Origin of the sequence: Agrobacterium sp. 10MFCol1.1 (genome assembly GCF_000381165.1) — a bacterium.
Taxonomy (GTDB): domain Bacteria; phylum Pseudomonadota; class Alphaproteobacteria; order Rhizobiales; family Rhizobiaceae; genus Agrobacterium; species Agrobacterium tumefaciens.
In genome coordinates this window covers 19,714-43,384 of record NZ_KB906073.1, presented here as the reverse complement: position 1 = coordinate 43,384, position 23,671 = coordinate 19,714, and the positions used below count along the sequence as shown (strand labels likewise).

Sequence of the window (23,671 nt, the reverse complement as noted above, 5' to 3'; positions counted from 1 at the left end):
TCCTCAGGTGCCGACCACCGTATCCGCCCAGTTGGAAACGGCCCAGCGTGGATTGCTGGCGACGTGTTTGACAGTATCGCGCGCAACCGTGATGAAACCCCATTCGGCGACATTGATCAGCGGCAGATCGGCGGCGACCTGCTTCTGGAAATCCTTGTAGAGTACCGTGCGGGCTGCCGTGTCCACGGTTTCCGCCGCCTTGTCGATCAGTGCATCGAGCGCCTTGTTCTCATAGCCTCCCTGATTGGAGAAGCCGACGCCGGCTGGAATGCCGGAGCGCACGAGAATGGTGGTAGAGATCGCCGGATCGCCACGGAAGACCGGCGGCGCGATGGCGAGATCGAAGGCATGGTCGGTATAGACGGCCTTCTGGTGCGCGGCGGCATCATTGTTGACCAGCTCAGCATCGATGCCGATTTCCTGTAGCGCCTGGCGAAGATAGGAACCGAATTGCTTGGTTTCATTGAAGTAAGGCGCCGGCAGAAGCTTCAGTGAAAATCGCGTTCCGTTCGCTCCACGTGCATAACCCGCCTCGTCCAGCAGGGCGTTCGACTTGGCGACGTCGAAATCGTATGTTTCAACGTCTCCCGTGTAAAACTGGGGTGCATTTTTCGGTACGGGGCCGGTCGATGCTGTGGCGTAACCGAGGAACACCTTGTCGATGACGAATTTCTTGTCGATGGCGTGGGCGATCGCCTTCCTGACCTTGAGGTCGGCCAGCTCCTTGCGGCGGTGGTTGATCTCCACGACGAGCTGATAGGTGAGGGCTTCGTAACCCTCCGGGATGACCTTGATGCCCGGCTCCTTCGCGATGCGGGCAAGATCGGCAAGCGGCACGGCGGAAAAGGCTGCGAGGTGGGTTTCTTCGGCTTCAAGCGCAGAAGCGGCGCCCGCCCGGTCGGGCAGAACGCGATAGATGATCTCATCGAGTTGCGGCTGGTTCTTGCCCCAGTAATTGGGATTGCGGGTCAGGCGGTAATATTCGCCGGGCTTATATTCCGCAAAAACGAAAGGTCCGGTGCCGACTGGTTTCGTATTGGCCGGATTGGTGGCGATATCGCTGCCTTCATAAAGGTGTTTCGGCACGACGCTGGTGACAACCGGCAAAGCGTTGCGGATGAGCTGGAAGGGTGTCGGCTTGGAGAAGCGGAAAATGGCCGTGTGGTCATCAGGCGTATCCACTTTTTCAAGATTGGCAAAGACCAGCCGCCCAAGGTTTTGCAGCGGCTTCCAAACCGAAAGTGCGGAAAAGGCCACATCTGCGGAGGTGAAGGGTTTGCCGTCATGCCAGGTCACGCCTTCGCGCAGCTTGAACGTGGCACTCAAACCGTCCTCCGATCCATGCCATTCCGTCGCAAGCCTTGGTTCCAGCCCGTCCCTGCCATTGAAGGAGGCTTCCGCCAGCGGCTCAACGATCTTGCTCGAGATATAGAACACGCCGTTGGAGGCAACGATGGCCGGGTTGAGGTTCTTCGGCTCCGAATCGGCCGCAACGATCAACCGCCCACCGGGCTTTGACTGCTGCGCGGCGGCAATGCCCGCAAGTCCGGTGGTTGCGGCAAGAAGGAGCGAGGTCTTGAGAAGCGAGCGGCGGGACAGGTGGACAGGCGACATGAGGTTCACTCCGGAATGAGGGCGGGCGGGCCTTTCCGCTGGGCCGCGGCCTGCCCGATCTTAAGACTGCAACCGCAGCAGTGTCCACGTTAATTCACGGGCTTTACAGCAATGATTTTACGTTGCGCGACCGCTTGCGGAAACAATATGCTTCAAGGCGTCACTCCCCTTTTCTTAAGCCGCGCCGGTTGCCGTAAAACGGCGATGAAAAACTGATTTAACGCAATAAATATAGAGGCTTGGAGTGCCGATTCCTTGCTGGTGCATGTCACGTCTCACCTGTGGCTAAAGCGAAATTCTGCCTGCGTGACCCGGTTTGGAAAGGGGTAATTAACCTTTATTTTCTATTTCAGGGAGACCGAAATATGTACGTTTATGATGAGTGTGCACGCTGCCATGAGCTTCTCCCGATCCAGATTCCAGAATTCGTCCAATAGCGTAGGGGAGGGGAGCGATAAGGCTCGTCATGCCGGCGGCAAGGCCGTTGCCGGTCAGGAGCAGGCCGCGGCAATGAAGGCGGGTGTTGTGCCCCGGCCGAATGCCGATGTCAGCGCTGCGGACGCCATCGAAGGCCGCGCTGAAATGCCGGGCTGGCAGAATGCTTTCGTGCTTGGCCCGAATGTGCGTTTCACCCGCACGCCGGAAAGCGCCTTTAGCCGGCGAATGCCGGTCGAGACGCCGCATCTTGCGGAAGAGGAGGCACCCGCCGACATCCTGTCTGAAGCTGCCGAGCCTGAGATGGTCGTGCAGCCGGAGGCTGCTGTACGGGAGCCTGAACTTGCTACGGTGGTAAAGTCGCCGGAGCCGCGCATTCAACCGCCACGCATGCCGTTTCTGCCGCAGCCGCCGGATGCGCGGGGCGCAAGGGCGCTGACCTACAAATTGCGACTGGAGCTTGCGCGCAAACAGGCGGAAGAAGCCGCTGCAGCAGCGCTGATGCCGCCTCAGCCGGTTGACGCAGCCGCCGTCTTCGAAGCGCCGGTACCGGGAACCGATTCACCTGTTCAGGCGCTGCCCGCCGCGTCGGTTGCATCTGTCGAACAAGTTGTAACGCCGCAGGCATCCATTCCCGCCTTTGCCGCCCATCTGCCGGATGAGCTTTTCTGGGAAGTGATGACGCTCGATCTGCCGGATGACGCCGGCGAAGGCCTTCCCGCATCTGCGCGCACCGTTCTCGCAAACCCGTTGCTGACAGCGCCTGCGATTGCCCCGACGCTGGCATCCGCATCTCCGGTCGCTCCGGCAATCCGGCTTTCGGCCGTACCGCCCGTCATCAGGATTCCGGGTGGTTCAGCGATCAGGCTTTACCGCGAAATCGGCGTGCATCATCCTGCAATTCCAGTCCCAACTCAGGTCGTTGAACCAGAGATCGTTCCGCAGCCGGTCGTGGAGACGGTCGCAGTTGCTGAGCCGCAGAGACCTGTTGAGCAGGTTCAGCTGGCGGAAAGAATCGTTGCCGAGCCGCGTTTCACGCCCCGCGCGCCCATACAGGCCTCGCAGCCGATGTTCCGGGAAGCGCCGGTCTTTGCAGACGGCGAATATGAATACCCCTCCATCGATCTTCTGCAGCAGGCCCGCGTCCAGCAGACCACGACCATGACGCCGGAGGCGCTCGAGCAAAGCGCCGGCCTGCTGGAAAGCGTGCTGGAGGATTTCGGCATCAAGGGTGAGATCATCGATGTCCGCCCCGGCCCAGTTGTGACGCTTTACGAATTCGAGCCCGCCCCCGGCGTGAAGTCCTCGCGCGTTATCGGCCTGTCGGACGATATCGCCCGCTCGATGTCGGCACTCTCGGCGCGTGTCGCCGTCGTGCCCGGCCGCAATGTCATCGGTATCGAGCTTCCCAATCCGGTGCGCGAGACGGTCTATCTGCGCGAGCTTATCGAAGCGACCGATTACAGCGAGACCCGCCAGAAGCTGGCCCTTTGCCTTGGCAAGACCATTGGCGGCGAACCTGTCATCGCCGAACTGGCGAAGATGCCGCATCTGCTCGTTGCCGGTACCACCGGTTCGGGTAAGTCGGTCGCCATCAACACCATGATCCTGTCGCTGCTCTACCGGTTGAAGCCGGAGGAATGCCGGCTGATCATGGTCGATCCCAAGATGCTCGAGCTTTCGGTTTATGACGGCATTCCGCATCTTCTGACCCCTGTCGTCACCGATCCGAAGAAGGCGGTCATGGCACTGAAATGGGCCGTACGCGAAATGGAAGACCGCTATCGCAAGATGTCGCGTCTCGGTGTGCGCAATATCGACGGTTACAACGCAAGGGCCGCTGCCGCCCGCGCCAAAGGGGAGACGGTGTTCTGCAACGTGCAGACCGGCTTCGACCGCGCAACCGGCGAAGCTGTCTACGAGCAGGAGGAAATGGACCTCACCGCCATGCCCTATATCGTCGTCATCGTCGACGAGATGGCCGACCTGATGATGGTCGCAGGCAAGGAGATCGAAGGCGCGATCCAGCGTCTTGCGCAGATGGCGCGCGCTGCCGGTATCCATCTCATCATGGCCACCCAACGCCCCTCGGTCGATGTCATCACCGGCACGATCAAGGCCAACTTCCCCACCCGCATTTCCTTCCAGGTGACCTCGAAGATCGACAGCCGCACCATCCTTGGCGAACAGGGTGCCGAACATCTGCTCGGCCAGGGCGACATGCTGCACATGATGGGTGGCGGCCGCATCTCCCGTGTCCATGGTCCGTTCGTGTCGGACGAGGAAGTGGAAAAGGTCGTGGCGCATCTGAAGACCCAAGGTCGGCCTGAATATCTCGGTACCGTTACGGAAGACGCCGACGAGGCTGACGACGAGGCGGAAGAGGAAACGGCGGTCTTCGACAAGACATCGATGGGCGACGACGATAGCGACGATCTCTATGAAAAGGCCGTTAAGGTGGTGATGCGCGACAAGAAATGCTCCACCTCCTATATCCAGCGCCGCCTGTCGATCGGATACAATCGTGCCGCCTCCCTGGTCGAGCGTATGGAGCAGGAAGGCATTGTCGGTCCCGCCAACCATGTCGGCAAGCGCGCCATCATCGCCGGTGAGCGCGACACCTACGAGGCGATTGGCGGCGACGACTGATTGATCCATTCGGGGCGCGATATTCGATTGCAAAAACGCGCCCCGTGACTAGCTTGTGCGGCATGGATTCTGGAATCGGGAGGTTCCCCTGATGTCGCACAGCAATGAAAATATCACTGTCCTCGCAAGGCTGGATGAACTGGAGCGGTTTTGCCGTTCCGTTTTCCTGGCTGTCGGCACCGATGATGAAACCGCCGATGCGGCGACCCGCGCCATGATGCATGGCACACGGCTGGGCGTAGACAGCCACGGCGTTCGGCTTCTTGCTCACTACATCGCAGGACTTGAAGGCGGGCGTCTCAATCCGCGGCCGCAGATCAGCCGCGTGTCCGGCTTCGGCGCAGTGGAGACGATCGATGCCGACCATGCCCATGGCGCCCGCGCTACCTATGCGGCCATGGACAGCGCCATGGCGCTTGCTGGGAAATTCGGCATCGGCGCCGTTGCGATCAGGAATTCCTCGCATTTCGGCCCCGCTGGCGCTTACGTGCTGGAGGCGGCGCGGCAGGGGTATATCGGCATTGCCTTTTGCAACTCCGACAGTTTCGTGCGCCTGCATGACGGCGCGATGCGTTTCCACGGCACCAACCCCATTGCAGTCGGCGTGCCGGCAGCCGATGACATGCCCTGGCTTCTGGACATGGCCACCAGCGCCGTGCCCTATAACCGGGTTCTGCTTTACCGCAGCCTGGAACAGCAATTGCCGGAAGGAGTTGCGTCTGATGGCGACGGTATCGACACGCAGAACCCCAATGCCGTTGAAATGCTGGCTCCGCTGGGCGGTGCCTTTGGTTTCAAGGGAGCGGCGCTTGCGGGAATGGTGGAAATCTTTAGCGCCGTTCTCAGCGGCATGAAGCTCAGTTTCGATATCGCCCCAATGTCGGGGCCAGATTTTTCCAAGCCGCGCGGGCTTGGGGCCTTCGTCCTGGCGTTGAAGCCCGAAGCCTTCCTTGAGCGCGAAGTATTCGACGAGGGCATGAAACGCTATCTCGAGGTACTACGGGGATCGCCAGCGCGGGAGGACTGCAAGGTCATGGCGCCGGGCGATCGGGAATGGGCGGTAGCGGCAAAGCGGGAGAGGGAAGGCGCACCTGTCGATCCCGTCACGCGTGCTGCGTTTTCGGAACTTGCGGCAAAATTCTCGATCATTCCGCCCGCATATCACTAAGACGGGGCGTGTCGGTGACGGCGCTTGCCGCCGCCATCGCATCGTCAGGCGGGGCGCTGTAGCATTTTGGGCTGCGGGTAGGGGGTAGTCGCCACGTTCAGCCTTTCGGCGACGACCGGGCGTCCGATATAATAACCCTGCGCATAATCGATCTCGAGCTGGCGCACGAGCCTCAGCTGCTCTTCCGTCTCCACGCCTTCGATCAGGATCTTGTGGCCGCGATTGCGGATGAGACGGATCATGTCCTGCAACATCGCCCGGCCGCGGGGTGTCTTGCTGTCATGCAGGAAGGAGCGGTCAATCTTTACGGTATCGAAATCCGTCATCCGCAGCCAGGAGAGGCCCGCAAATCCGGTTCCGAAATCATCCAGCCATATATTGATGCCGAGCGTCTTCAGATCGTTCAGACAGCGTAATACATCCGAATGCATCTCCATATCCAGACCCTCGGTGATCTCGAAGGCCAGCCTGCCGCCGCCAATCCCCGCCTCAACGAGGATCGCTGCGACCGAAGTGGCAAAACCAGGATTCTTCAGCTGCATCGGCGATACGTTGACGCTGACCACCGATACCTTGTCATCGGCGAGTATCTGCCGGCAGGCGGTCTTTATGGTCCAGAGACCGAGCTCCATTATCGTGCCGGTGCGTTCGGCAATCGGGATAAAGGTGCCGGGCGAAACGGAGCCACCGTCGAGCAGGCGAAGCCGCATCAACGCTTCGGCTCCCGCCGTCTCGTTGGTCGATATGTTGAGGATCGGCTGATAAACGAGAGAAACGAGGTTTTCCGCGACAGCGATTTTCAGAAGTGCGGCGATATTTTCGGTTTCGTCGCTGGTCTGCGGATCGTCCGGATCGAACAGCTTCATGCAATTGCGGCCATTGGCCTTGGCAATATAAAGCGCCCGGTCGGCCTCGTTGATGATCTTTTCGAGCTTGCCATCCGGATTGGGACGGGTGAAAGACGCGCCAATGCTGACGGTGACGATGAAGGTTCCGTCCCGGCGCTGATCGTGCGAAAGCGACAGGTCTTCGACGGTGTGGCGGATGGTTTCGGCAAGCTCACCCACCTGCTGTCTGGACTTGAACGGAGCGAGTACGATGAACTCCTCACCGCCATAACGGCCGATGGAGGCGCCATGGTCGATGATCGCGTCCTGCAGGGCGTTGCCCACTGTCACGAGGCACTTGTCGCCTTCCTGGTGGCCGTAGCGATCATTGTATTTCTTGAAGAAATCCACGTCGATCAGAAAGACGGCGAAACCTTCCCCCTTCTTGCTCCAATTGTCCCACAACAGGCGCAGATGCTGGTCGATGGCGCGGCGGTTCTGCAGGCCTGTCAGGGAATCGGTATTTGAAAGCCGCAACAGCGCCTGCCCGCGCTCGTCCGCCGCTTTCTGCTGGGCCTTGGCCTCGAGTGCGTTGAGAAAGACGTGGTAGCGTTCCCGGTTCAGGTTCCAGTTCACGTAAGAGGTGAAGACGAAGCAGGAGATATAGAAGGTGCCGAAAGCGAGCTTGTAGAACGCATCTTCGGGAAACTGAGTCGCCGCCAGAAAGTAGGTGACGAGAATGATGCCCGATGACACGAGCGAAAGATGGAAGCGGAAGGTGAAAAACAGATTGGCGCCCATCATGAAAATCGCCCCGAAAACCATGTAATAGGACATGTTTTCGAGATTGTCGGTCAAGAGCGAGGGCACAAGCCAGCCAATATAGCCCATGACGAGCGCTGTGGCGCAGGTGAGGTCAAGTGCTGCGGTGCTCGCGCCCATGCGCAATTGAATTTCGAGCGTCAGCAGGGACGTCAGGACGACGATAACTCTTGCGATTATGGTGTAAAAGGCGACGTCGGGCACCAGAATGATGTCGGTAATGGCAAATAGCAGATAGATGAAAACAGCCGTCCACAGGCCCCGCCTGATCGAACCCCGGCGGCTACGCTCACCTTCCTGCTGGTAAAGGGCAAGAAGTTCATCAGAAAACCGGGCGTCCGGCCGCCGATATTCTTGCTGTCCACTCACCTCGCCTAACGTGTGCTTCATGCACTTTCCCATAGTGTTGCGTATACTTTATCAAGTAACTGCTTATTCGACCTTTGCGTGTACTTTCACGCTAAGCGCGATTTCCTGCCGATTTCTCTCCATGCGGGCGGAAACATGAAAAGCAAGAGCGCATCATACGCTCGCAACATTAAGTTTCACTAAATCGCGTATCCGCTTTCTCCTCCGGTCCACGAGTGTGACCAAAAAAATACGCTAATAAACTAATGTATCCCTACACTGCTCAAAAATCGAAAGCGAGTGGCCTTCCGTCTCCCAGAAACGTATAGTTAACAATGTGTTAATACTGGAGGCTGAAGTGAGGCAGGTAAAGAAAAGAAATCTGGACGGGGCAAGTCTGATCACTCCTGATACTGTCGCAAAAGAGATTTTTGCACGGAAAACGGAAGCGTTCGATGAGCATTTCGCAGTTGCGAAAGCAGAGATCGCGATCATTCTCGAATTGGCACAACAGCAGTTCGAAAATGGTGTTTCAGCACATGAGATAATACATCGAACGGCTGGCGCACTGCATGGCCTGCGCGAAAAGCTCCACTCAAGCGTGTGGGCTGAACTGATTCCTCTGGTGCAGAATCACTCCGTGTCGGACTATTTTCTGGAAGATCCCTTCACGCGCTGGTCGTTCGAAAAGCCGCGGGGCTATTCGGGCGATGCGCAGCTTCTCGACTTCATCTACGGTCACGACAGCGTTGCCGATAAGGTGAAGAACGCAACGCCGCTTGGCGCGGCTCTCTACGATTATACGAAGGACGCCAGCTCCTCGGTCGCTGTCCGCGAGCGGCGGGATTTGCTGACCCGGTTTGTTGACGAGGCTGCGGCCCGGCATGGAAGCGAAACGGAAATCCTCACCATTGCATCGGGACATCTGCGCGAGGCGGATTCATCCGTGGCCTTGAAAGAGGGCAAGATCCGGCGCTGGGTGGCGCTTGATCAAGATCCCCTGAGTGTCGGTTCCGTTGCCCGCGATTTCAACGGCAGCTGCATCGAGGCGATTGACGGTTCGGTGCGTGACATCGTCCTGCGTTCGCACGAGCTCGGCAAATTCGATCTGGTATATGCCGCCGGTCTTTACGATTACCTGAACGACAAGGTGGCGATCAAGCTCACGCGGCGCTGCATGGAGATGCTGAAGCCCGGCGGAATGTTCCTCTTCGCCAACTTCTCCGAAGACATTGTGGTCGATGGCTACATGGAGACGTTCATGAACTGGGCGCTGCTGTTGCGTTCGAAGGCGGATATGTGGCGGATCGTCAACGCCAGCGCCGATCCCGCAAGTATCGAGGCGGAGGTATTTTTCGGCGAAAACCACAATATCGTCTATGCCACGATGCGCAAAAAGGCCTGAGCCCAACCTCGTTTCGCATGTCCGCGCGAAATAGGCCGCCCGCATTTTACCATGCGGGCGGCAAGGCCTGTGCACGCCAATAATTATTTGATTAAACGTCGCTACAGGCCTAAGAATTCGCGCGAAATGCGTTGCAGAATGGAATGGCTGAAATGAAGAAATATTATTCGGATATGGGCGGTCTGCCGGGTCAGACGGAACTGCTGTCGAGCAAGGCTGTTTTCAAGACTGCCTATGCGGTCATCCCCAAAACCGTCATGTCCGATATCGTGACGAGCGTGCTCCCGCACTGGACCGGGACGCGGGCCTGGATCATCGCCCGACCGATGACCGGTTTTTCCGAGACTTTTGCGCAATATATCGTTGAAGTGCAGCCTGGCGGCGGCAGTGAGCGGCCGGAGCCGGACGCAAGGGCGCAAGCGGCGATCTTTGTCGTTGATGGTGAAATGACCGTGGAGTTTGAGGGCGTGCAGCATGCATTGCGGACCGGCTCCTTCGCCTTCCTGCCCGCCGGCTCGCGCTGGCAGCTGCGCAATTCCGGCACGGCACCGGTCAAGTTCCACTGGGTCCGCAAGGCGTTTCAGGCGGTGGACGGGCTGGAGCCGCCGCCGGCGATCTTCACGCATGAAGATGAACACGCTCTGTCGGCGATGCCCGATACGGACGGCAAATGGGCGACCACCCGGTTTATCGATCCCGACGACGTGCGTTACGACATGCACCTCAACATCGTCAGCCTGGAGCCGGGCGCTACCATTCCTTTCATGGAAACCCATGTCATGGAGCACGGTCTTTACGTGCTGGAAGGCAAGGCGGTTTACCGGCTGAACGAGGATTGGGTGGAAGTGCAGGCGGGTGATTTCATGTGGCTGCGCGCTTTTTGCCCGCAGGCTTGCTATGCAGGCGGGCCGGGCCGTTTCCGCTACCTGCTCTACAAGGATGTGAACCGCCACGTGAAGCTCTGGTAACGGGCGGAATCTTGGCGAAACCGAGATTTATCGCGCAATCCGTTGGCTTGCGCGATAAAGGCTTGCGTTGGATCGAATATCCCTAATAAATCCAGATATGCGGTCAGTCATCGCTGTCTCGCACGATTTCGGCATTCGGCATCCGCCCTTATTATCCTGAAGAAGACTGCCCGTATGATTGAAACGATCGATACCAATATCTTCAATCTTGCCCCTGTGGCGATGTGGATCGAGGATTTCAGCGAGGTGAAAAGCCAGTTCGATATCTGGCGGGCGCAGGGCGTCGAGGACATCCGGGCGTTTTTGCTGGAAGATCTGTCGCGGGTGGCGGCGTGCTCGCAGAAAATCCGCGTCGTGCAGGTTAATGCCAAGACACTTGAACTGTTCGAAGCGCGGGACAAGGCGCATCTGATCGATAATCTGCACCGGATTTTCCGCGATGACATGCTTGAAAGCCATGTGAACGAGCTTTCCGAGCTTTGGGCTGGAAAAACCGAATTCATCAGCAACGCCGTCAATTACTCGATTGGCGGAAAGCGGCTGGATATCCAGCTGCGCGGTGCGGTCATACCCGGCTACGAACAGACACTCGGGCGGTTGCTGCTGACCACAGAGGATGTGACGGAACGTGAGGAGGCTCGCCGCAAGGAGCTTTTCAACCGCCGTTATGCTGAAGGCATGTTCCAACATTCGCCCGTTTCCCTGTGGGTGGAGGATTTCAGCCGGGTTCGGCGTCTGATCGAGGAGGTCAGGGAACGCGGCATCATCGACTTCCGGGTGTTCATGGATGTGCATCCCGAATTCGTGCGCCAATGCATGAGCGAAATCCGCGTGATCGACGTCAACCGGGCGACACTGGACCTGTTTTGTGCACCGGACCGTCAGGTTCTGTTGCAGCGGCTTGGCGATATTTTCCGTGGTGAAATGGAAAAGCCCTTCCGCGAACAGCTGATGGAACTGTGGAACGGCAATCTTAACCATCATCGCGAAGTGGTGAACTACGCGCTGGATGGTTCAGAGCGGCACGTGCTGCTGCATTTCTCCGTTTTTCCGGGCCACGAACGCGACTGGTCACTGGTGCAGGTGGCGCTGACTGATATTACGGCGCGGAAAAAGGCGGAAGCCTATCTCGAATATCTCGGCAAGCACGATGTGCTGACCAAGCTGCACAATCGCGCCTTCTATTCGGACGAAATGAACAGGCTGGAACGCAGCACGATCCGGCCCGTTTCGGCCATCGTCATCGATCTCAATGGCCTCAAGGACGCCAATGACAAGCTGGGGCACGACGCAGGCGACGCGCTGTTGCGGCGCCTTGGCGAAGTCCTGAACGGTGTCGTTACTGCGCCGAACCATGCTGCGCGCATTGGCGGTGATGAATTCGCCATTCTTTTGCCCGGCGCAGACAAGCAGATCGCCGCGGCGATGGTGGATACGATTTACGAACTGCTGAAGATCAACAACCAGTTCTACTCCAATGCGCCGCTTAGTCTTTCGCTGGGCGTGGCAACCAGCGAGGCCGGCGAGACGATGGAATCGCTGGTGCGCCGTGCCGACATGCATATGTACGAGCAGAAAAATGCCTATTACGCCGCGATGCGCAACAGGTCTGCCGACAACAGCGACACAACGAAGGCCTCCCCGCAAACCGAAGCCAGCTCCCTGAAGCGCCTTCTCTAGCCACAGGCATCCCGTGGGTGCCTTGCCTCACTGAGGATTTCCAACGCTCTGCGGGACCATGGCCGCCTATTTTTTAGTCCTTAGGCACCATCGTCCTGGTCAAATTTGAGTGTATTCTAAAAGACCAGCGAAATTTGCTTTACGTACCTCAAAACGGACGTTAGCTTCTTCCCAAGAGCTTTGGGAGGAGTTCGTGCATGATGATTTCAAGTAAAATCGAGGGGCAAGCTCCGTTCATTCGCACCGCGTACCGGTGACGACACATGGCTTTTGCTGAGGAATCTCCAGATCAGGTCCTTATACGGACTGTCGGGTTGTCCAAGTCTTTCGGTCCCGTCCAGGTTCTGAAGGATATAGAGATTGCCGTGCGCGCCGGCGAAGTTCACGCCATCATTGGCGAGAACGGCGCTGGTAAATCGACGTTGATGAAACTGCTTGCGGGCAATGAGAAGCCTTCAAGTGGGGAAATCAGGATCGATGGCGAGGCAGTTGCGCTGAGCGGACCTGTCGACGCCGAACATCGCGGCATCGTTCTCGTGCATCAGGAAATATTGCTGGCCCCGGATCTGACGGTGGCTCAGAACATCTATCTGGGCCGCGAATTGTGCAAAGGCCCGATGATGGACGACCGCGCCATGCGTGCCGGCGCCCTGAGGGCTATCGCCGATCTCGGCGGTACGATCGATCCCGATGCCGTCGTCGGCAGCCTGTCGATTGCCCAGCGCCAGCTGGTGCAGATAGCCCGCGTTCTGCTCGTGCCGCATCGCGTCGTCATTTTCGACGAGCCGACCGCAAGCCTCACGCCCATTGAAACCGATGCGCTGTTGAACGTTATCAGGGACATAAGGGCAAAGGGCGTGGCCGTGCTCTATATTTCGCACCGCCTGCCGGAGGTGAAGGAGATTGCCGACCGTGTCACCGTTCTGCGCGATGGCAGGTTGGTCGGCTCCCACCCAATATCGGCGCTTGAGCCCGCCGATATGGCGCGGTTGATGGTGGGACGCGATTTCGCCAAGCTCTATCCGGACAGGAACGCCGGCGGCGAGCACGAGCCTGTCTTGCAGGTGGAGCATTTCACCGTTCCCGGCTATGCGCAGGATGCCGGTTTCAGCCTGCGAAAGGGCGAAATCCTCGGTTTTGCTGGTCTCGTCGGCGCGGGCAGAACGGAGCTTATGGAGGGCGTGCTTGGCCTGCGTCCAGGGCGGGGGACGATCCGCCATCTCGGAAAGCCTGTGCATTTTGCAAAGGCGGAAGACAGTCTGAAGGCCGGTATCGTTTATCTTAGCGAGGATCGGAAGGGCAAGGGATTGCTGCTGACGAAGGATTTGCGGGTCAATCTCACACTCGCCTCGCTGAGGAAATTCAGCCGCCTGTTCCAGATCGATATCCGTCGAGAGAAGGCAGCGCTCGATGATGCGGTGCGTGATTTCGATATTCGCACGGGAAGCAAGGACTTGCTCGCGGGCCAGCTGTCCGGCGGTAACCAGCAAAAGCTGCTGCTCGCCAAGATGATGCTGCTCGATCCATCGATCGTCATCATCGACGAGCCAACACGCGGCATCGATATCGGCACCAAGGAACAGATCTACCGTTTCATAGCAAAGCTTGCAGACGAGGGCAGGTCGATCATCGTCGTGTCCTCGGAGATGCCGGAACTGATCGGCATCTGCGACCGCGTCCTTGTAATGCGCTCCGGCAGGATCGTCGGCGAGGTAACGGGGGAACGCATGACCGAAAACGATATCGTGGCACTCGCGACTGGCGTGCACACACAGGAATTTGCCTGAGGGCTGATGTCCCGGCAGATTGGCCTGAAGAAAAGACAATTGAGGGGAAATATGACTGAGGCCGCACTTGATAACGGCAAAACGCCGAAGACCTCGAAAGACTGGGACCTGCGCGCCGTTGCGCCCTTTGTGGCGCTGGCTTTGCTGCTGGTTCTCGGCGCCGTCGCCAATCCGAATTTCATCGGTATCGACAATCTGCTGAACGTGGTTACCCGCAGCGCCTTCATCGCCATCATTGCGCTCGGCGCCACCTATATCATCACATCCGGCGGACTTGATCTCTCCGTCGGCGCGATGGTGGCTTTCGTTGCCAGCCTGATGATCCTGTTCATGAACAGTGGCGTTATTGCCAATCCGCTGGTGATGCTACTGGCCGCCATGGCGCTGGCCATCGCCATCGGCGCCGCTTGCGGGCTTGCAAACGGCCTCATCACCACCATCGGCCGCATCGAGCCCTTCATCGCCACGCTTGGCACCATGGGCATTTATCGTGGGCTGACCACCTGGCTGTCGCAGGGTGGCGCGATCACGCTGCGCAACCCGGAAATCCAGACGCTTTATCGCCCGGTCTATTTCGGTAATGTGATCGGTGTGCCGGTGCCGGTCATCGTCATCTTCGTCACTGCCGCCATCGCCGCTTTCGTGCTTTACCGTACCCGTTACGGCAGGCATCTGACGGCGGTAGGTTCCAGCGAGGATGTGGCGCGTTACTCCGGTATCTCGGTCGTTCGAGTCCGCACGATTGCCTATGTGGTTCAGGGGCTTTGCGTCGCCGTTGCCGTCCTGCTTTACGTGCCGCGTCTTGCCTCCACTTCGGCCACTACAGGCATGTTGTGGGAGTTGCAGGCCATCACCGCCGTCGTCGTCGGCGGCACGGCGCTACGGGGTGGTGTGGGCCGCATCTGGGGTACGATTTGCGGCGCCTTCATTCTGGAAATCGTTGGCAACATCATGATCCTGTCGAACTTCGTCAGCGAATATCTGATCGGTGCCATTCAGGGCGCGATCATCATCATCGCCATGCTGGTGCAGCGTTCGCTCAGCCGCAGATAGCCGGACGATCGATGAGACATCTGGCCGCGCAATCTGGGGCATGCGCGGTTTAAACAGGAGGAACGCCCCGGTCTTGGGAGGAAGAGACTATGCGTAGAAAATTCATCGGCGTGGCATTTGTCGCGCTGGCTGCCGTTCTTGCGGGTTCTGCCCATGCGCAGGAGAAGAAGGTAACGATCGGGGTATCCATTCCGGCGGCCGACCACGGCTGGACGGCGGGCGTCGTTTACCATGCCGAACGGGTGGCAAAGCTTCTGATGAAGGAGCATCCGGGTCTGAACGTCATCGTCAAGACCTCGCCGGATGCCGCCAACCAGGCAAACGCGCTTCAGGATCTTGCCGTGCAGGGGCTGGACGCACTGGTCGTGCTACCGTCTGATCCCGATCCGCTCGTCAACGCCATCAAGGAGATCAAGGACAAGGGCACCTTTGTCGCGCTCGTCGACCGCGCGCCGAGCGTCAACGACAATTCGATCCGCGATCTCTACGTTGCGGGTAACAATCCGGCACTCGGACAAGTGGCAGGCGAATACATCAAGAAAACCACGCCTGATGCGGAAGTGGTGGTCATTCGCGGTCTGCCGATCCCGATCGACCAGCAGCGCCAGGATGGTTTCGACAAGGGTATTGCCGGCTCCAGCGTCAAGGTTCTCGACCGCCAGTACGGCAACTGGAACCGCGACGACGCCTTCCGCGTGATGCAGGACTACCTGACCAAATACAAGAAGATCGACGTGGTCTGGTGTCAGGACGACGACATGGCGGTTGGCGTGCTGGAGGCAATCCAGCAGGCGAAACGCACCGATATCAAGTATATCGTTGCTGGCGCCGGTTCCAAGGACATGATCAAGCGCGTAATGGACGGCGACAAGCTAATTCCGGTCGACGTGCTCTATCCGCCGGCGATGGTGGCGACCGCCATGCAGCTTACGGCTGGTCATTTTTACGATCAGGTGCCGGTTGCTGGCGAGTATATTCTCGACGCTACGCTCATCACCAAGGACAATGCCAAGCAGTTCTACTTCCCGGATTCGCCGTTCTGATAAGCCGTTTCCGGCTAAGCAACGCCCGCTGAAAGGCAGGCGTTGCATCCGCACTCCTGCACCCCGGACCAGATTCGGGGTGCAGCGCGATCAGGTCGTTGATCGCGATAGAGTCCTTCATAGCGCGGGCGCGCCGCGGCTCGATGCCGGATTAAATACGGCATGACGAGGGGAAGGTCGGCGGAAACTATACCGCTCCCCCGCTCTTCATCCATTTTTCCTGAACCACGCCGAGAGATAATCCACGAAGCTGCGCACTTTGGCGGGAAGGTAACGGCGGTGGGGGTAGACGGCATATATGCCGCGGTCTTTTGAAATATAGTCGTCGAACAGGGTCACAAGCTCGCCGGACTGGATGAAGGGTCTTGCAATGAAGTCCGGCACCATGGCGATGCCAAGCCCTGCGCGGGCGGCGCGCAGTGTCGCCTGCGGGCTGTTCACCTCGATCGGTCCACTGATGGTAACGGAGTTCGAGCCGCCATCCGCTTCAAGATAACGCACGGTGTTGTGGAAGCGGGTGTTGGTGTCGATGATGAAGGGCACGCGGGAAAAGTCCTGCGGACCATTGAGCGGGCCGTGTCTGGCGACAAAATCCGCCGTTGCTACTGCATAGACCCGGAAATCGGAGATCTTGCGGGCGATGAGGCCTGAATCTTCCAGACGCGTTATGCGAATCGCAAGGTCGAACCCTTCCTCGATCAGATCCACGAATCGGTCATCGGCGACGATTTCCAGCGACAGTTCCGGATTTTCCTTGGCGAAATCGATGAGGCTCTGGCCAACATCGGCGTCGATGAAGGTGCGCGGAACGGATATTCTAAGCTTGCCCTTCAGATCGGCATTCTTCTCGCGCACCAGATCGGCGAGGTTGTCGATCTCCTTCAAAATGTCGGAGGCGGTGCGGTAATATGTATGGCCGGCCTCCGTCAGCGAGAATTGCCGGGTGGTGCGGTTGAGAAGCAGTGCACCGAGATCATCTTCCAGTTCCCGGACATATTTGGACAAAAGCGCCTTGGAACGCCCGGTCTTGCGGGCAGCGGCGGAAAAACCCTCCGCTTCGACAACGTCGATAAAGGCGCGGATGCGGGTGAGAGTGTCCATAAAAATCCTCCGGTTCGTTCCATATAATTGAACGCTGAGGCGTGACTGTTCAACCCGTAAAATGGTTGCCGAAAAAATCCGCTATATGGTGAAAAAATCCTCTTGATTATGACGGCGAATATTCTTATCTCCCGTGCTGCCCAAAGTCGCACGTGCCCATGTGTGTCCGCCGAGTCCTCGATGTGGTGAGGAGTTCGGTAAGGTACCTGGAACTAACCCCTCCAGTCGCTATTCCGGCCAACCGGGAAATGCGAGGACATATGAAGCAACGACGGTGCGGGCCTTTCTGGTTCTCTGCCGGCTTTCCATCAGCCGGGGTACTGAAGAGGCACACCATCATTGCCTGAAGTGCGGTCGGGTCATTCCCTCCAATCGATGGCAGACAAAGCCGAATGATGCTCTGGCAGGGCGTCATTCATATTTGCGCCTTGAGCGTATGCTATCGATTCTGCGCCTCCACCGGCTGATTCGTATGCATATCTCGAGCGTCCTTTGTCCTCCGGATTTTCTGGAGCCGGTTTTATAGGGAATATATCGATGACGACTGCACGCATTCTCGATTTCATCAAGACCCGACGTCCCGAAGGCCCTTGCCTCGTCGTCGACCTCGACGTCGTGCGCGACAATTTCAACGCGTTCCGGCATTCTCTGCCGAACAGCGCGATCTACTATGCGGTCAAGGCAAACCCGGCTCCTGAAATCCTGAAGCTGCTTGCTTCGCTCGGCTCGAACTTCGATTGCGCCTCCGTGGCTGAAATCCAGATGGCGCTTGATGCAGGTGCGACGTCCGACCGGATCTCGTTCGGCAACACCATCAAGAAGGAACGCGATGTCGCCCGCGCTTACGCGCTCGGCATCGATCTCTTCGCCGTCGACAGCCATGAGGAAGTCGAGAAGGTTGCCCGTGCCGCTCCTGGCGCGCGCGTGTTCTGCCGCGTGCTGACGGACGGTGAAGGTGCCGAATGGCCGCTGTCGCGCAAGTTCGGTTGCGTACCGCAGATGGCTGTTGATGTTCTGGTCTACGCACATCAGCTGGGCCTCGAATCCTACGGCGTTTCCTTCCATGTCGGTTCGCAGATGATGAATCTCGACGCATGGGATGCAGCGCTGGGCGATGCCAAGCGCGTTTTCGCTTCGCTGTCCAAGCAGGGTATTCACCTGCAGATGGTCAATATGGGCGGTGGTTTCCCGACCAAGTACCTGCGCGACGTTCCTGCTGCCGAAGAATACGGCCAGGCTATCGACACGGCGCTGCGCAAGCACTTCGGCAACCAGATCCCGAAGACGATCATCGAGCCGGGCCGTGGCATGGTGGGTAACGCTGGCGTCATCAAGGCGGAAGTTGTTCTCGTGTCGCGCAAGTCCGACAACGACAACCATCGCTGGGTGTTCCTCGACATCGGCAAGTTCGGCGGTCTCGCCGAGACGATGGATGAGGCTATCCGCTACCCGATCCGCACCGAGCGCGATCAGGACGAGATGGAGCCTTGCGTTCTGGCCGGTCCGACCTGCGACAGCGCCGACGTGCTGTACGAAAAGAACATGTACCCGTTGCCAGTCTCTCTGACCATCGGCGACGAGGTTCTGATCGAAGGCGCAGGTGCCTATACGACGACCTATTCGGCGGTTGCCTTCAACGGTTTCGAGCCGCTGAAAGCCTACGTCATCTGATCCGAACGCCGCCCGCTGAGTAAGGCGGCGTCTCGAACAAGCTTCCGTTCCGGCTTTGCCGATTGTGCTGTTGCGCAAATCCCTGCTTGCTGCTCCTCTTCCAGCCGAGGAAAGCGTGTCGGCGGGCCGGAACGGCTCCACCATTTTTGATCAAGGGCCGCGTGTGGGCGGTTGTGTGATGGAGGGCCGAGAGATGGCCGCTCTTATGAATTCGGTACGTGCATTTTTCACCCCGCAGACATTTCATGTCGATCAGGAAAATCCGGGCGATGTCGTTGCCCGTGAAAACCTGCTTGACCGCGCCATGGGCGCTGGCCGCCGCCGCAAGTCTTCCGAAAAGCTGCGCGCCGGCCGCGTGCCAGCGGAAGGTCTGGCGCTCGTTGCCCGTGACGAGGACGGCCATGTCATCGGCACGGTGCGCCTGTGGAATGTCGAAGCTGGCATTTCGCGCGAAGGCCGCGCTGTCGAAGCGCTGCTGCTTGGCCCGCTTGCGGTTGATGCTGCCCATGAGGGCAAGGGCATCGGTTCGGCGCTGATGCGTGCGGCAATCTCCGAGGCAACCAAACGTGGCCATGGCGGCATTCTTCTGGTCGGCGACGCCGCCTATTATGAGCGCTTCGGCTTTTTTGCCGATAAGGCCCAGCACCTGATCATGCCCGGCCCGTTCGAGCGCAGCCGTTTTCTGGCGCTTGAACTCAAAGCCGGCTGGCTGGAAGGTGCGGCTGGTATGCTGGTCGCAAGCGGCCGCAGGCTCTCTGCCTGAGACGATATCCGTATCTAATGCCCCGGCTGAACGGCCGGGGTTGATCCGGCTGAAATTGGATTGCTGCAAAATGTTCTTTTATGCAAAGCTGCGGGTTCGGACGTGATACCGGTTCGGGCGGCGACAAAGTTGCATTTGGCTTTTTTGGACATTGCATCGGGTATGTCTGCACCCGCGTGATTTCAAAAGCGGAGATCAGCTATGCAGGCAGCTCTACTCAGAACGAACCGTGACTACCGTCTTCTGTTTTCCGCGAGCGCCGTATCCAATCTTGCCGATGGCATTTCGATGGTGGCGATACCTTGGCTTGCAACCCTGCTGACCAGCGATCCGCTCTTGATCTCTATGATTGCGGTGGCGCAACGGCTGCCCTGGCTGCTGTTCGCGCTTCCCGTCGGTGTCTGGGCGGATCGAAGTGACCGGCGCCTGCTTATGGTGCGGGCCGATGTGGTTCGGCTGGCGCTGATGATCTGCGCGGTCGGCATGATCTCCACCACTGCAAACCTGCCGTCACCGGCAGAATCGGGATCGGCGGCTATTTTTTCACTGGCGGTAATCGCTTTCCTTCTCGGTTGCGCTGAGGTCGTGCGGGACAATGCAGCCCAGACGATATTGCCTTCACTTGTCGCACCGAGCGATCTCGAACATGCCAATGGTCAGATGTGGAGCGCCGAACAGGTCACTGGCCAATTCATCGGCCCGCCACTGGCAGGCTTGCTGATTGCCGCGGGCATTGCCATTCCCTTTGGTCTGGATGCCAGTTTTTACGCGGTTTCGGCGGCATTGGTTTGGCTTATCGTGCTGCCGCCACGCAAACCGTCCGGCATAGTCTCTTTCTGGCCCGCATTGCGAGAGGGGCTTGGCTGGATGCGGCGCAATACGATGATCCTGCGGCTTGCCATCATGCTGGGGGCAGTCAACGCCATATTCGTTGGGGGAATGACGGTCCTCGTTCTCTACGCGCAGGAGGTGCTCGATCTTTCCGCGATAGCCTATGGCGTGTTGTTGACATGCGGCGCGGTTGGCGGTGTTCTTGGCGGGCTGGCCTCGCCGTGGTTCGCCCGTAGACTGGGCGCGAGGACAAGCCTCGTTCTGGCGCTATGCACATTTGCGCTGTTCAATCTGGTGCTCGGCCTTTCGAGTTCCGCGCCACTGGTAGCAGTCGGCCTGTTTCTCGAGGCTGCGGCGGGTATGTTGTGGAATGTGGTGACCGTGAGCTACAGGCAACGGCTCATTCCGGACGAGTTGCTTGGACGCGTCAATTCCGTCTATCGGTTTTTCGGTTGGGGTGCGATGTCGTTCGGCGCATTTGCCGCTGGCGTTCTGGTCACCATTGCCGAACCGGCCTTCGGCCGCATCGAGGCGCTGCATATGCCCTATCTGATTGGAGCCGCTGTTTGTGCGGTTCTGGCGGTCTACGGTCTTCTCCGGCTGCGTTTCTGAAGTGCCGCGGCGCTGTAGTCGGTCATTGTCCCTGCATGATCTTATAGTGCCTCTTGCATTCGGCATTTTGCGGGTATATACCCGAGACAAATGCCAAACGATAGTTGTCACTGCATCCTGCTGCGCAAAGCGTCCCGTAAGGTCTCGTCCTATTACGATGAGGCGCTGGCGCCGCTTGGCGTCAATATCGGCCAGTTCAGCCTGTTGCGGAACATCAACCGCATGGCGCCGGTGTCGCTCACCGATCTCGCCGCGCGGGTGGAACTGGACCGCTCGACCGTTGGACGCAATACCAAGGTGCTAGCCCGCATGGGGCTGGTGGCCATCGGCCATGGCGAGGATCAGCGCGAAGCGATGCTGACCGTGACGGAGCAGGGACAGGAGATCCTGAAAACAGGCGCGCCCCTCTGGGACGGAGTACAGGACGAAATCGAGGCCAGGCTTGGCCCGGAAAAAACCGCTCAATTGCAGGAACTACTCGCAGCCCTGTAATTTTTTTGATGATAAAACGGGTATCTGCCCGCAATATAGGGTATATACCCGTAAAATTTCGGCCGCTGGCCGCTGGAAAGGGATTTTGAACATGCTCTCCACACGCCTTGCCAGCTGGATGGCCGACAGAAACATACATTATGGCTGGCTTGTTGCTGCAACCACCTTTTTGACGATGCTGGCAACCGCCGGCGCGATGGGATCGGCCGGGGTGATGATCCAGCCGCTGCATCAGGAGTTCGGCTGGGATATTGCCGATATTTCATCTGCCATGGCGGTCAGGCTGGTGCTCTTCGGCCTGCTCGGGCCCTTTGCCGCTGCCTTCATGAACCATTTCGGTATTCGCCAGGTCGTGTCGACGGCCCTTGCGCTGATCATGGGCGGCATCGTCGCCTCGTTCTTCATGACTGAGGTGTGGCAGCTGTTGCTGTTATGGGGCGTGGTGATCGGTGTTGGCACCGGCATGACGGCACTGGTGCTGGGCGCGACCGTGGCATCGCGCTGGTTTTCAAAGCGCCGGGGACTGGTGATCGGCCTGATGACGGCCAGTAACGCCACCGGCCAGCTGGTATTTCTGCCTTTGCTCGCGGCGCTGACGGAGGCCTATGGCTGGCGCACCGCGCTGACGCTATCCGTTGCGGTGATTGCTATCGCCATGATTCTCGTGCTGCTCTTGATGCGTGACCATCCCGCCGATGTCGGCCTGCCAGCCTATGGCGAGACGGTGGTGGTAAAACCGCCGAAGCAGGACCACAAGTTTCTTGCAACACTGGCATCCCCGATACTGACGTTGAAGAGCGTGTCCGGAAACCCGGTTTTCTGGGTGCTTTTCGGCACGTTCTTCGTCTGTGGACTTTCCACCAACGGCCTTATCCAGACACACTGGATTTCCATCTGCGGTGATTTCGGGATGGCGGCGGTCACGGCGGCCGGCACGCTGGCTGTGATCGGCATTTTCGATTTCTTCGGCACCATCTTTGCCGGCTGGCTTTCCGACCGTTTCGACAATCGCTTCCTGCTCTTCTGGTTTTACGGTCTGCGCGGGCTATCCCTGATCTATCTCTCCTTCTCGGGCTTCAGCTTCGTGGAGCTTTCGGTCTTCGCCGTATTTTACGGGCTGGACTGGGTGGCAACCGTGCCGCCAACGGTGAAGCTTGCCGCTGAGAGTTTCGGCCGCGAAAAAGCGGGCCTGGTTTTCGGCTGGGTGTTTGCGGGGCATCAGTTGGGGGCCGCCACCGCTGCCTTTGGCGCAGGGTTCTTCAAGAGCGACTTCGACACATACATGCCCGCACTGCAGATTGCCGGCGTGATGTGCATGATCGCTGCTGTCTCGGTGCTGCTTCTCAAAAAGCCGGGTTCCGCGACTTTGGCACCGCAGGCCGCCTGAGATTGCAAAGGAGAAGGCTTGTGAAACAGGCCAACTTCCGACTGCCGGCCCCGCTATTTTGACCGTTGTCATGGCTATCCGTTGCGTATTTGTCACACCAAGCACCGGGTAGCTGCCCGGGCTTATCGTTCGCCTTTCGGTTTGATCCATCTCAATCCGCTCACCTCTCCCTTGGCGATAGTGGCCGTAGCGGCTGCGGCAAGCGAGGATTCGCGAAGGCCCGCCGCCATCAGCCGGTTTGCCGGGCTTGCCCGGCTGCGGCGCGCGATAGGAGAGATGGAATGACGAACAGAAAGAAAAAAACCGCCTTGCTTGCCAGTGTGACGGTGAGTGTCGCGGCGATGCTGATGTCGGCCAACGCGATGGCGGCAGATCTGGCCCCGCCGGCACCAGCCCCCACCGCTGAAGAGGCGATTGCGGCGGCGAGTCCATGGATGCTGCGCGTGCGTGGTCTCGGGGTCATTACCCATGACAGCGGCAGCGTTGACGGTGTGCCGGGTGCGGGTCTCTCCTATTCGGATACGGTTATTCCTGAGCTCGACATCAGCTATTTCTTCACCCCGAATATCGCTGCCGAACTCATCCTTGGCACCACATACGCCAAGATCAACGGCGAGGGTGTGCTGGCCGGCACGCCGGTGGGCAAGACATGGTTGCTGCCGCCGACGCTGACCCTGCAATATCACTTTACTGATTTCGGCGCCTTCAAGCCCTATATCGGCGCGGGCGTGAACTATTCGATGTTCTACAACCAGTCCGAAAAACCCGGCTTCAGCAATCTTGATGTCAAGAACAAGTTCGGCGCGGCCGTGCAGGTGGGTTTCGACTATATGTTGGACGAACATTGGGGCGTGAACTTCGACGTGAAGAAGATTTTCCTGAAGACCGACTGGACCGCAGAACTTGGCGGCACGCCAATCAGTGGCAAAGCGAAACTCGATCCCTGGTTGATCGGTGCGGGTATCACCTATCGCTTCTGACCCCTTGGCCTCGCGCCGTCGCTGCCTTTGACGGG

17 protein-coding genes are annotated in these 23,671 nt (G+C 58.7%); 14 read left to right on the top strand and 3 right to left on the bottom strand.

All coding sequences use genetic code 11. From position 1 onward, the window contains the following. Positions 1-3: 3 nt before the first annotated feature. Positions 4-1,614: an ABC transporter substrate-binding protein gene (locus tag F617_RS0104945; protein ID WP_019564595.1), complete on the bottom strand. Its 1,611-nt coding sequence runs from the start codon at positions 1,612-1,614 to the stop codon at positions 4-6. Between the two features lie 375 nt (positions 1,615-1,989). Here F617_RS0104945 and F617_RS0104940 point away from each other — a divergent pair, with 375 nt between their 5' ends. Both F617_RS0104940 and F617_RS0104935 read left to right on the top strand, forming a co-directional pair. Next, a complete protein-coding gene (locus F617_RS0104940) occupies positions 1,990-4,698 on the top strand; it encodes a DNA translocase FtsK (protein WP_019564594.1) in 2,709 nt (902 codons plus the stop codon). Between the two features lie 91 nt (positions 4,699-4,789). Beyond that, positions 4,790-5,866 (top strand): Ldh family oxidoreductase, encoded by a 1,077-nt coding sequence (locus tag F617_RS0104935; protein ID WP_019564593.1) that lies wholly within the window; start codon positions 4,790-4,792, stop codon positions 5,864-5,866. A 44-nt stretch (positions 5,867-5,910) separates the two neighbouring features. Here the strand turns inward: F617_RS0104935 and F617_RS0104930 are convergent, their stop codons facing one another. Further along, positions 5,911-7,905, bottom strand: a complete 1,995-nt coding sequence (locus F617_RS0104930; RefSeq protein WP_019564592.1) for a bifunctional diguanylate cyclase/phosphodiesterase — start codon at positions 7,903-7,905, stop codon at positions 5,911-5,913. Positions 7,906-8,221: 316 nt separating this feature from the next. On the opposite strand from F617_RS0104930, the gene F617_RS0104925 reads away from it, so the two are divergent. From F617_RS0104925 to F617_RS0104900, 6 genes are all read left to right on the top strand, one after another. Beyond that, positions 8,222-9,268, top strand: coding sequence for a class I SAM-dependent methyltransferase (locus F617_RS0104925; protein WP_019564591.1), 1,047 nt, complete (start codon positions 8,222-8,224; stop codon positions 9,266-9,268). Between the two features lie 143 nt (positions 9,269-9,411). Further along, positions 9,412-10,236 carry a bifunctional allantoicase/(S)-ureidoglycine aminohydrolase gene (locus F617_RS0104920; RefSeq protein WP_019564590.1) on the top strand — a complete coding sequence of 275 codons (825 nt, stop codon included), beginning with the start codon at positions 9,412-9,414 and terminating at the stop codon, positions 10,234-10,236. A 174-nt stretch (positions 10,237-10,410) separates the two neighbouring features. Beyond that, positions 10,411-11,916 carry a sensor domain-containing diguanylate cyclase gene (locus tag F617_RS0104915; RefSeq protein WP_019564589.1) on the top strand — a complete coding sequence of 502 codons (1,506 nt, stop codon included), beginning with the start codon at positions 10,411-10,413 and terminating at the stop codon, positions 11,914-11,916. 263 nt (positions 11,917-12,179) lie between these two features. Continuing rightward, positions 12,180-13,703 carry a sugar ABC transporter ATP-binding protein gene (locus F617_RS0104910; RefSeq protein WP_026330672.1) on the top strand — a complete coding sequence of 508 codons (1,524 nt, stop codon included), beginning with the start codon at positions 12,180-12,182 and terminating at the stop codon, positions 13,701-13,703. A 51-nt stretch (positions 13,704-13,754) separates the two neighbouring features. Continuing rightward, complete coding sequence (locus F617_RS0104905; protein WP_019564587.1) at positions 13,755-14,756, top strand: ABC transporter permease; 1,002 nt, start codon at positions 13,755-13,757, stop codon at positions 14,754-14,756. Positions 14,757-14,845: 89 nt separating this feature from the next. Beyond that, positions 14,846-15,799: a substrate-binding domain-containing protein gene (locus F617_RS0104900; RefSeq protein ID WP_003510665.1), complete on the top strand. Its 954-nt coding sequence runs from the start codon at positions 14,846-14,848 to the stop codon at positions 15,797-15,799. A 207-nt stretch (positions 15,800-16,006) separates the two neighbouring features. Here the strand turns inward: F617_RS0104900 and F617_RS0104895 are convergent, their stop codons facing one another. After that, on the bottom strand, positions 16,007-16,900 hold the full coding sequence (locus tag F617_RS0104895; protein WP_003510664.1) for a LysR family transcriptional regulator: 894 nt from the start codon (positions 16,898-16,900) through the stop codon (positions 16,007-16,009). A 537-nt stretch (positions 16,901-17,437) separates the two neighbouring features. On the opposite strand from F617_RS0104895, the gene odc2 reads away from it, so the two are divergent. From odc2 to F617_RS0104865, 6 genes are all read left to right on the top strand, one after another. Next, positions 17,438-18,571, top strand: a complete 1,134-nt coding sequence (gene odc2 / locus F617_RS0104890; RefSeq protein WP_003510663.1) for an ornithine/lysine decarboxylase — start codon at positions 17,438-17,440, stop codon at positions 18,569-18,571. A 193-nt stretch (positions 18,572-18,764) separates the two neighbouring features. Next, positions 18,765-19,334 (top strand): GNAT family N-acetyltransferase, encoded by a 570-nt coding sequence (locus F617_RS0104885; RefSeq protein WP_026330671.1) that lies wholly within the window; start codon positions 18,765-18,767, stop codon positions 19,332-19,334. Positions 19,335-19,535: 201 nt separating this feature from the next. Beyond that, a complete protein-coding gene (locus F617_RS0104880) occupies positions 19,536-20,777 on the top strand; it encodes an MFS transporter (protein ID WP_019564585.1) in 1,242 nt (413 codons plus the stop codon). Between the two features lie 90 nt (positions 20,778-20,867). Further along, entirely contained in the window at positions 20,868-21,269 is a 402-nt protein-coding gene (locus tag F617_RS0104875; RefSeq protein ID WP_003510658.1) for a MarR family winged helix-turn-helix transcriptional regulator, read from the top strand. Between the two features lie 91 nt (positions 21,270-21,360). Continuing rightward, on the top strand, positions 21,361-22,656 hold the full coding sequence (locus tag F617_RS0104870; protein ID WP_013761455.1) for an MFS transporter: 1,296 nt from the start codon (positions 21,361-21,363) through the stop codon (positions 22,654-22,656). A 281-nt stretch (positions 22,657-22,937) separates the two neighbouring features. Further along, a complete protein-coding gene (locus F617_RS0104865; RefSeq protein WP_019564584.1) occupies positions 22,938-23,636 on the top strand; it encodes an OmpW family protein in 699 nt (232 codons plus the stop codon). Positions 23,637-23,671: the final 35 nt, after the last annotated feature.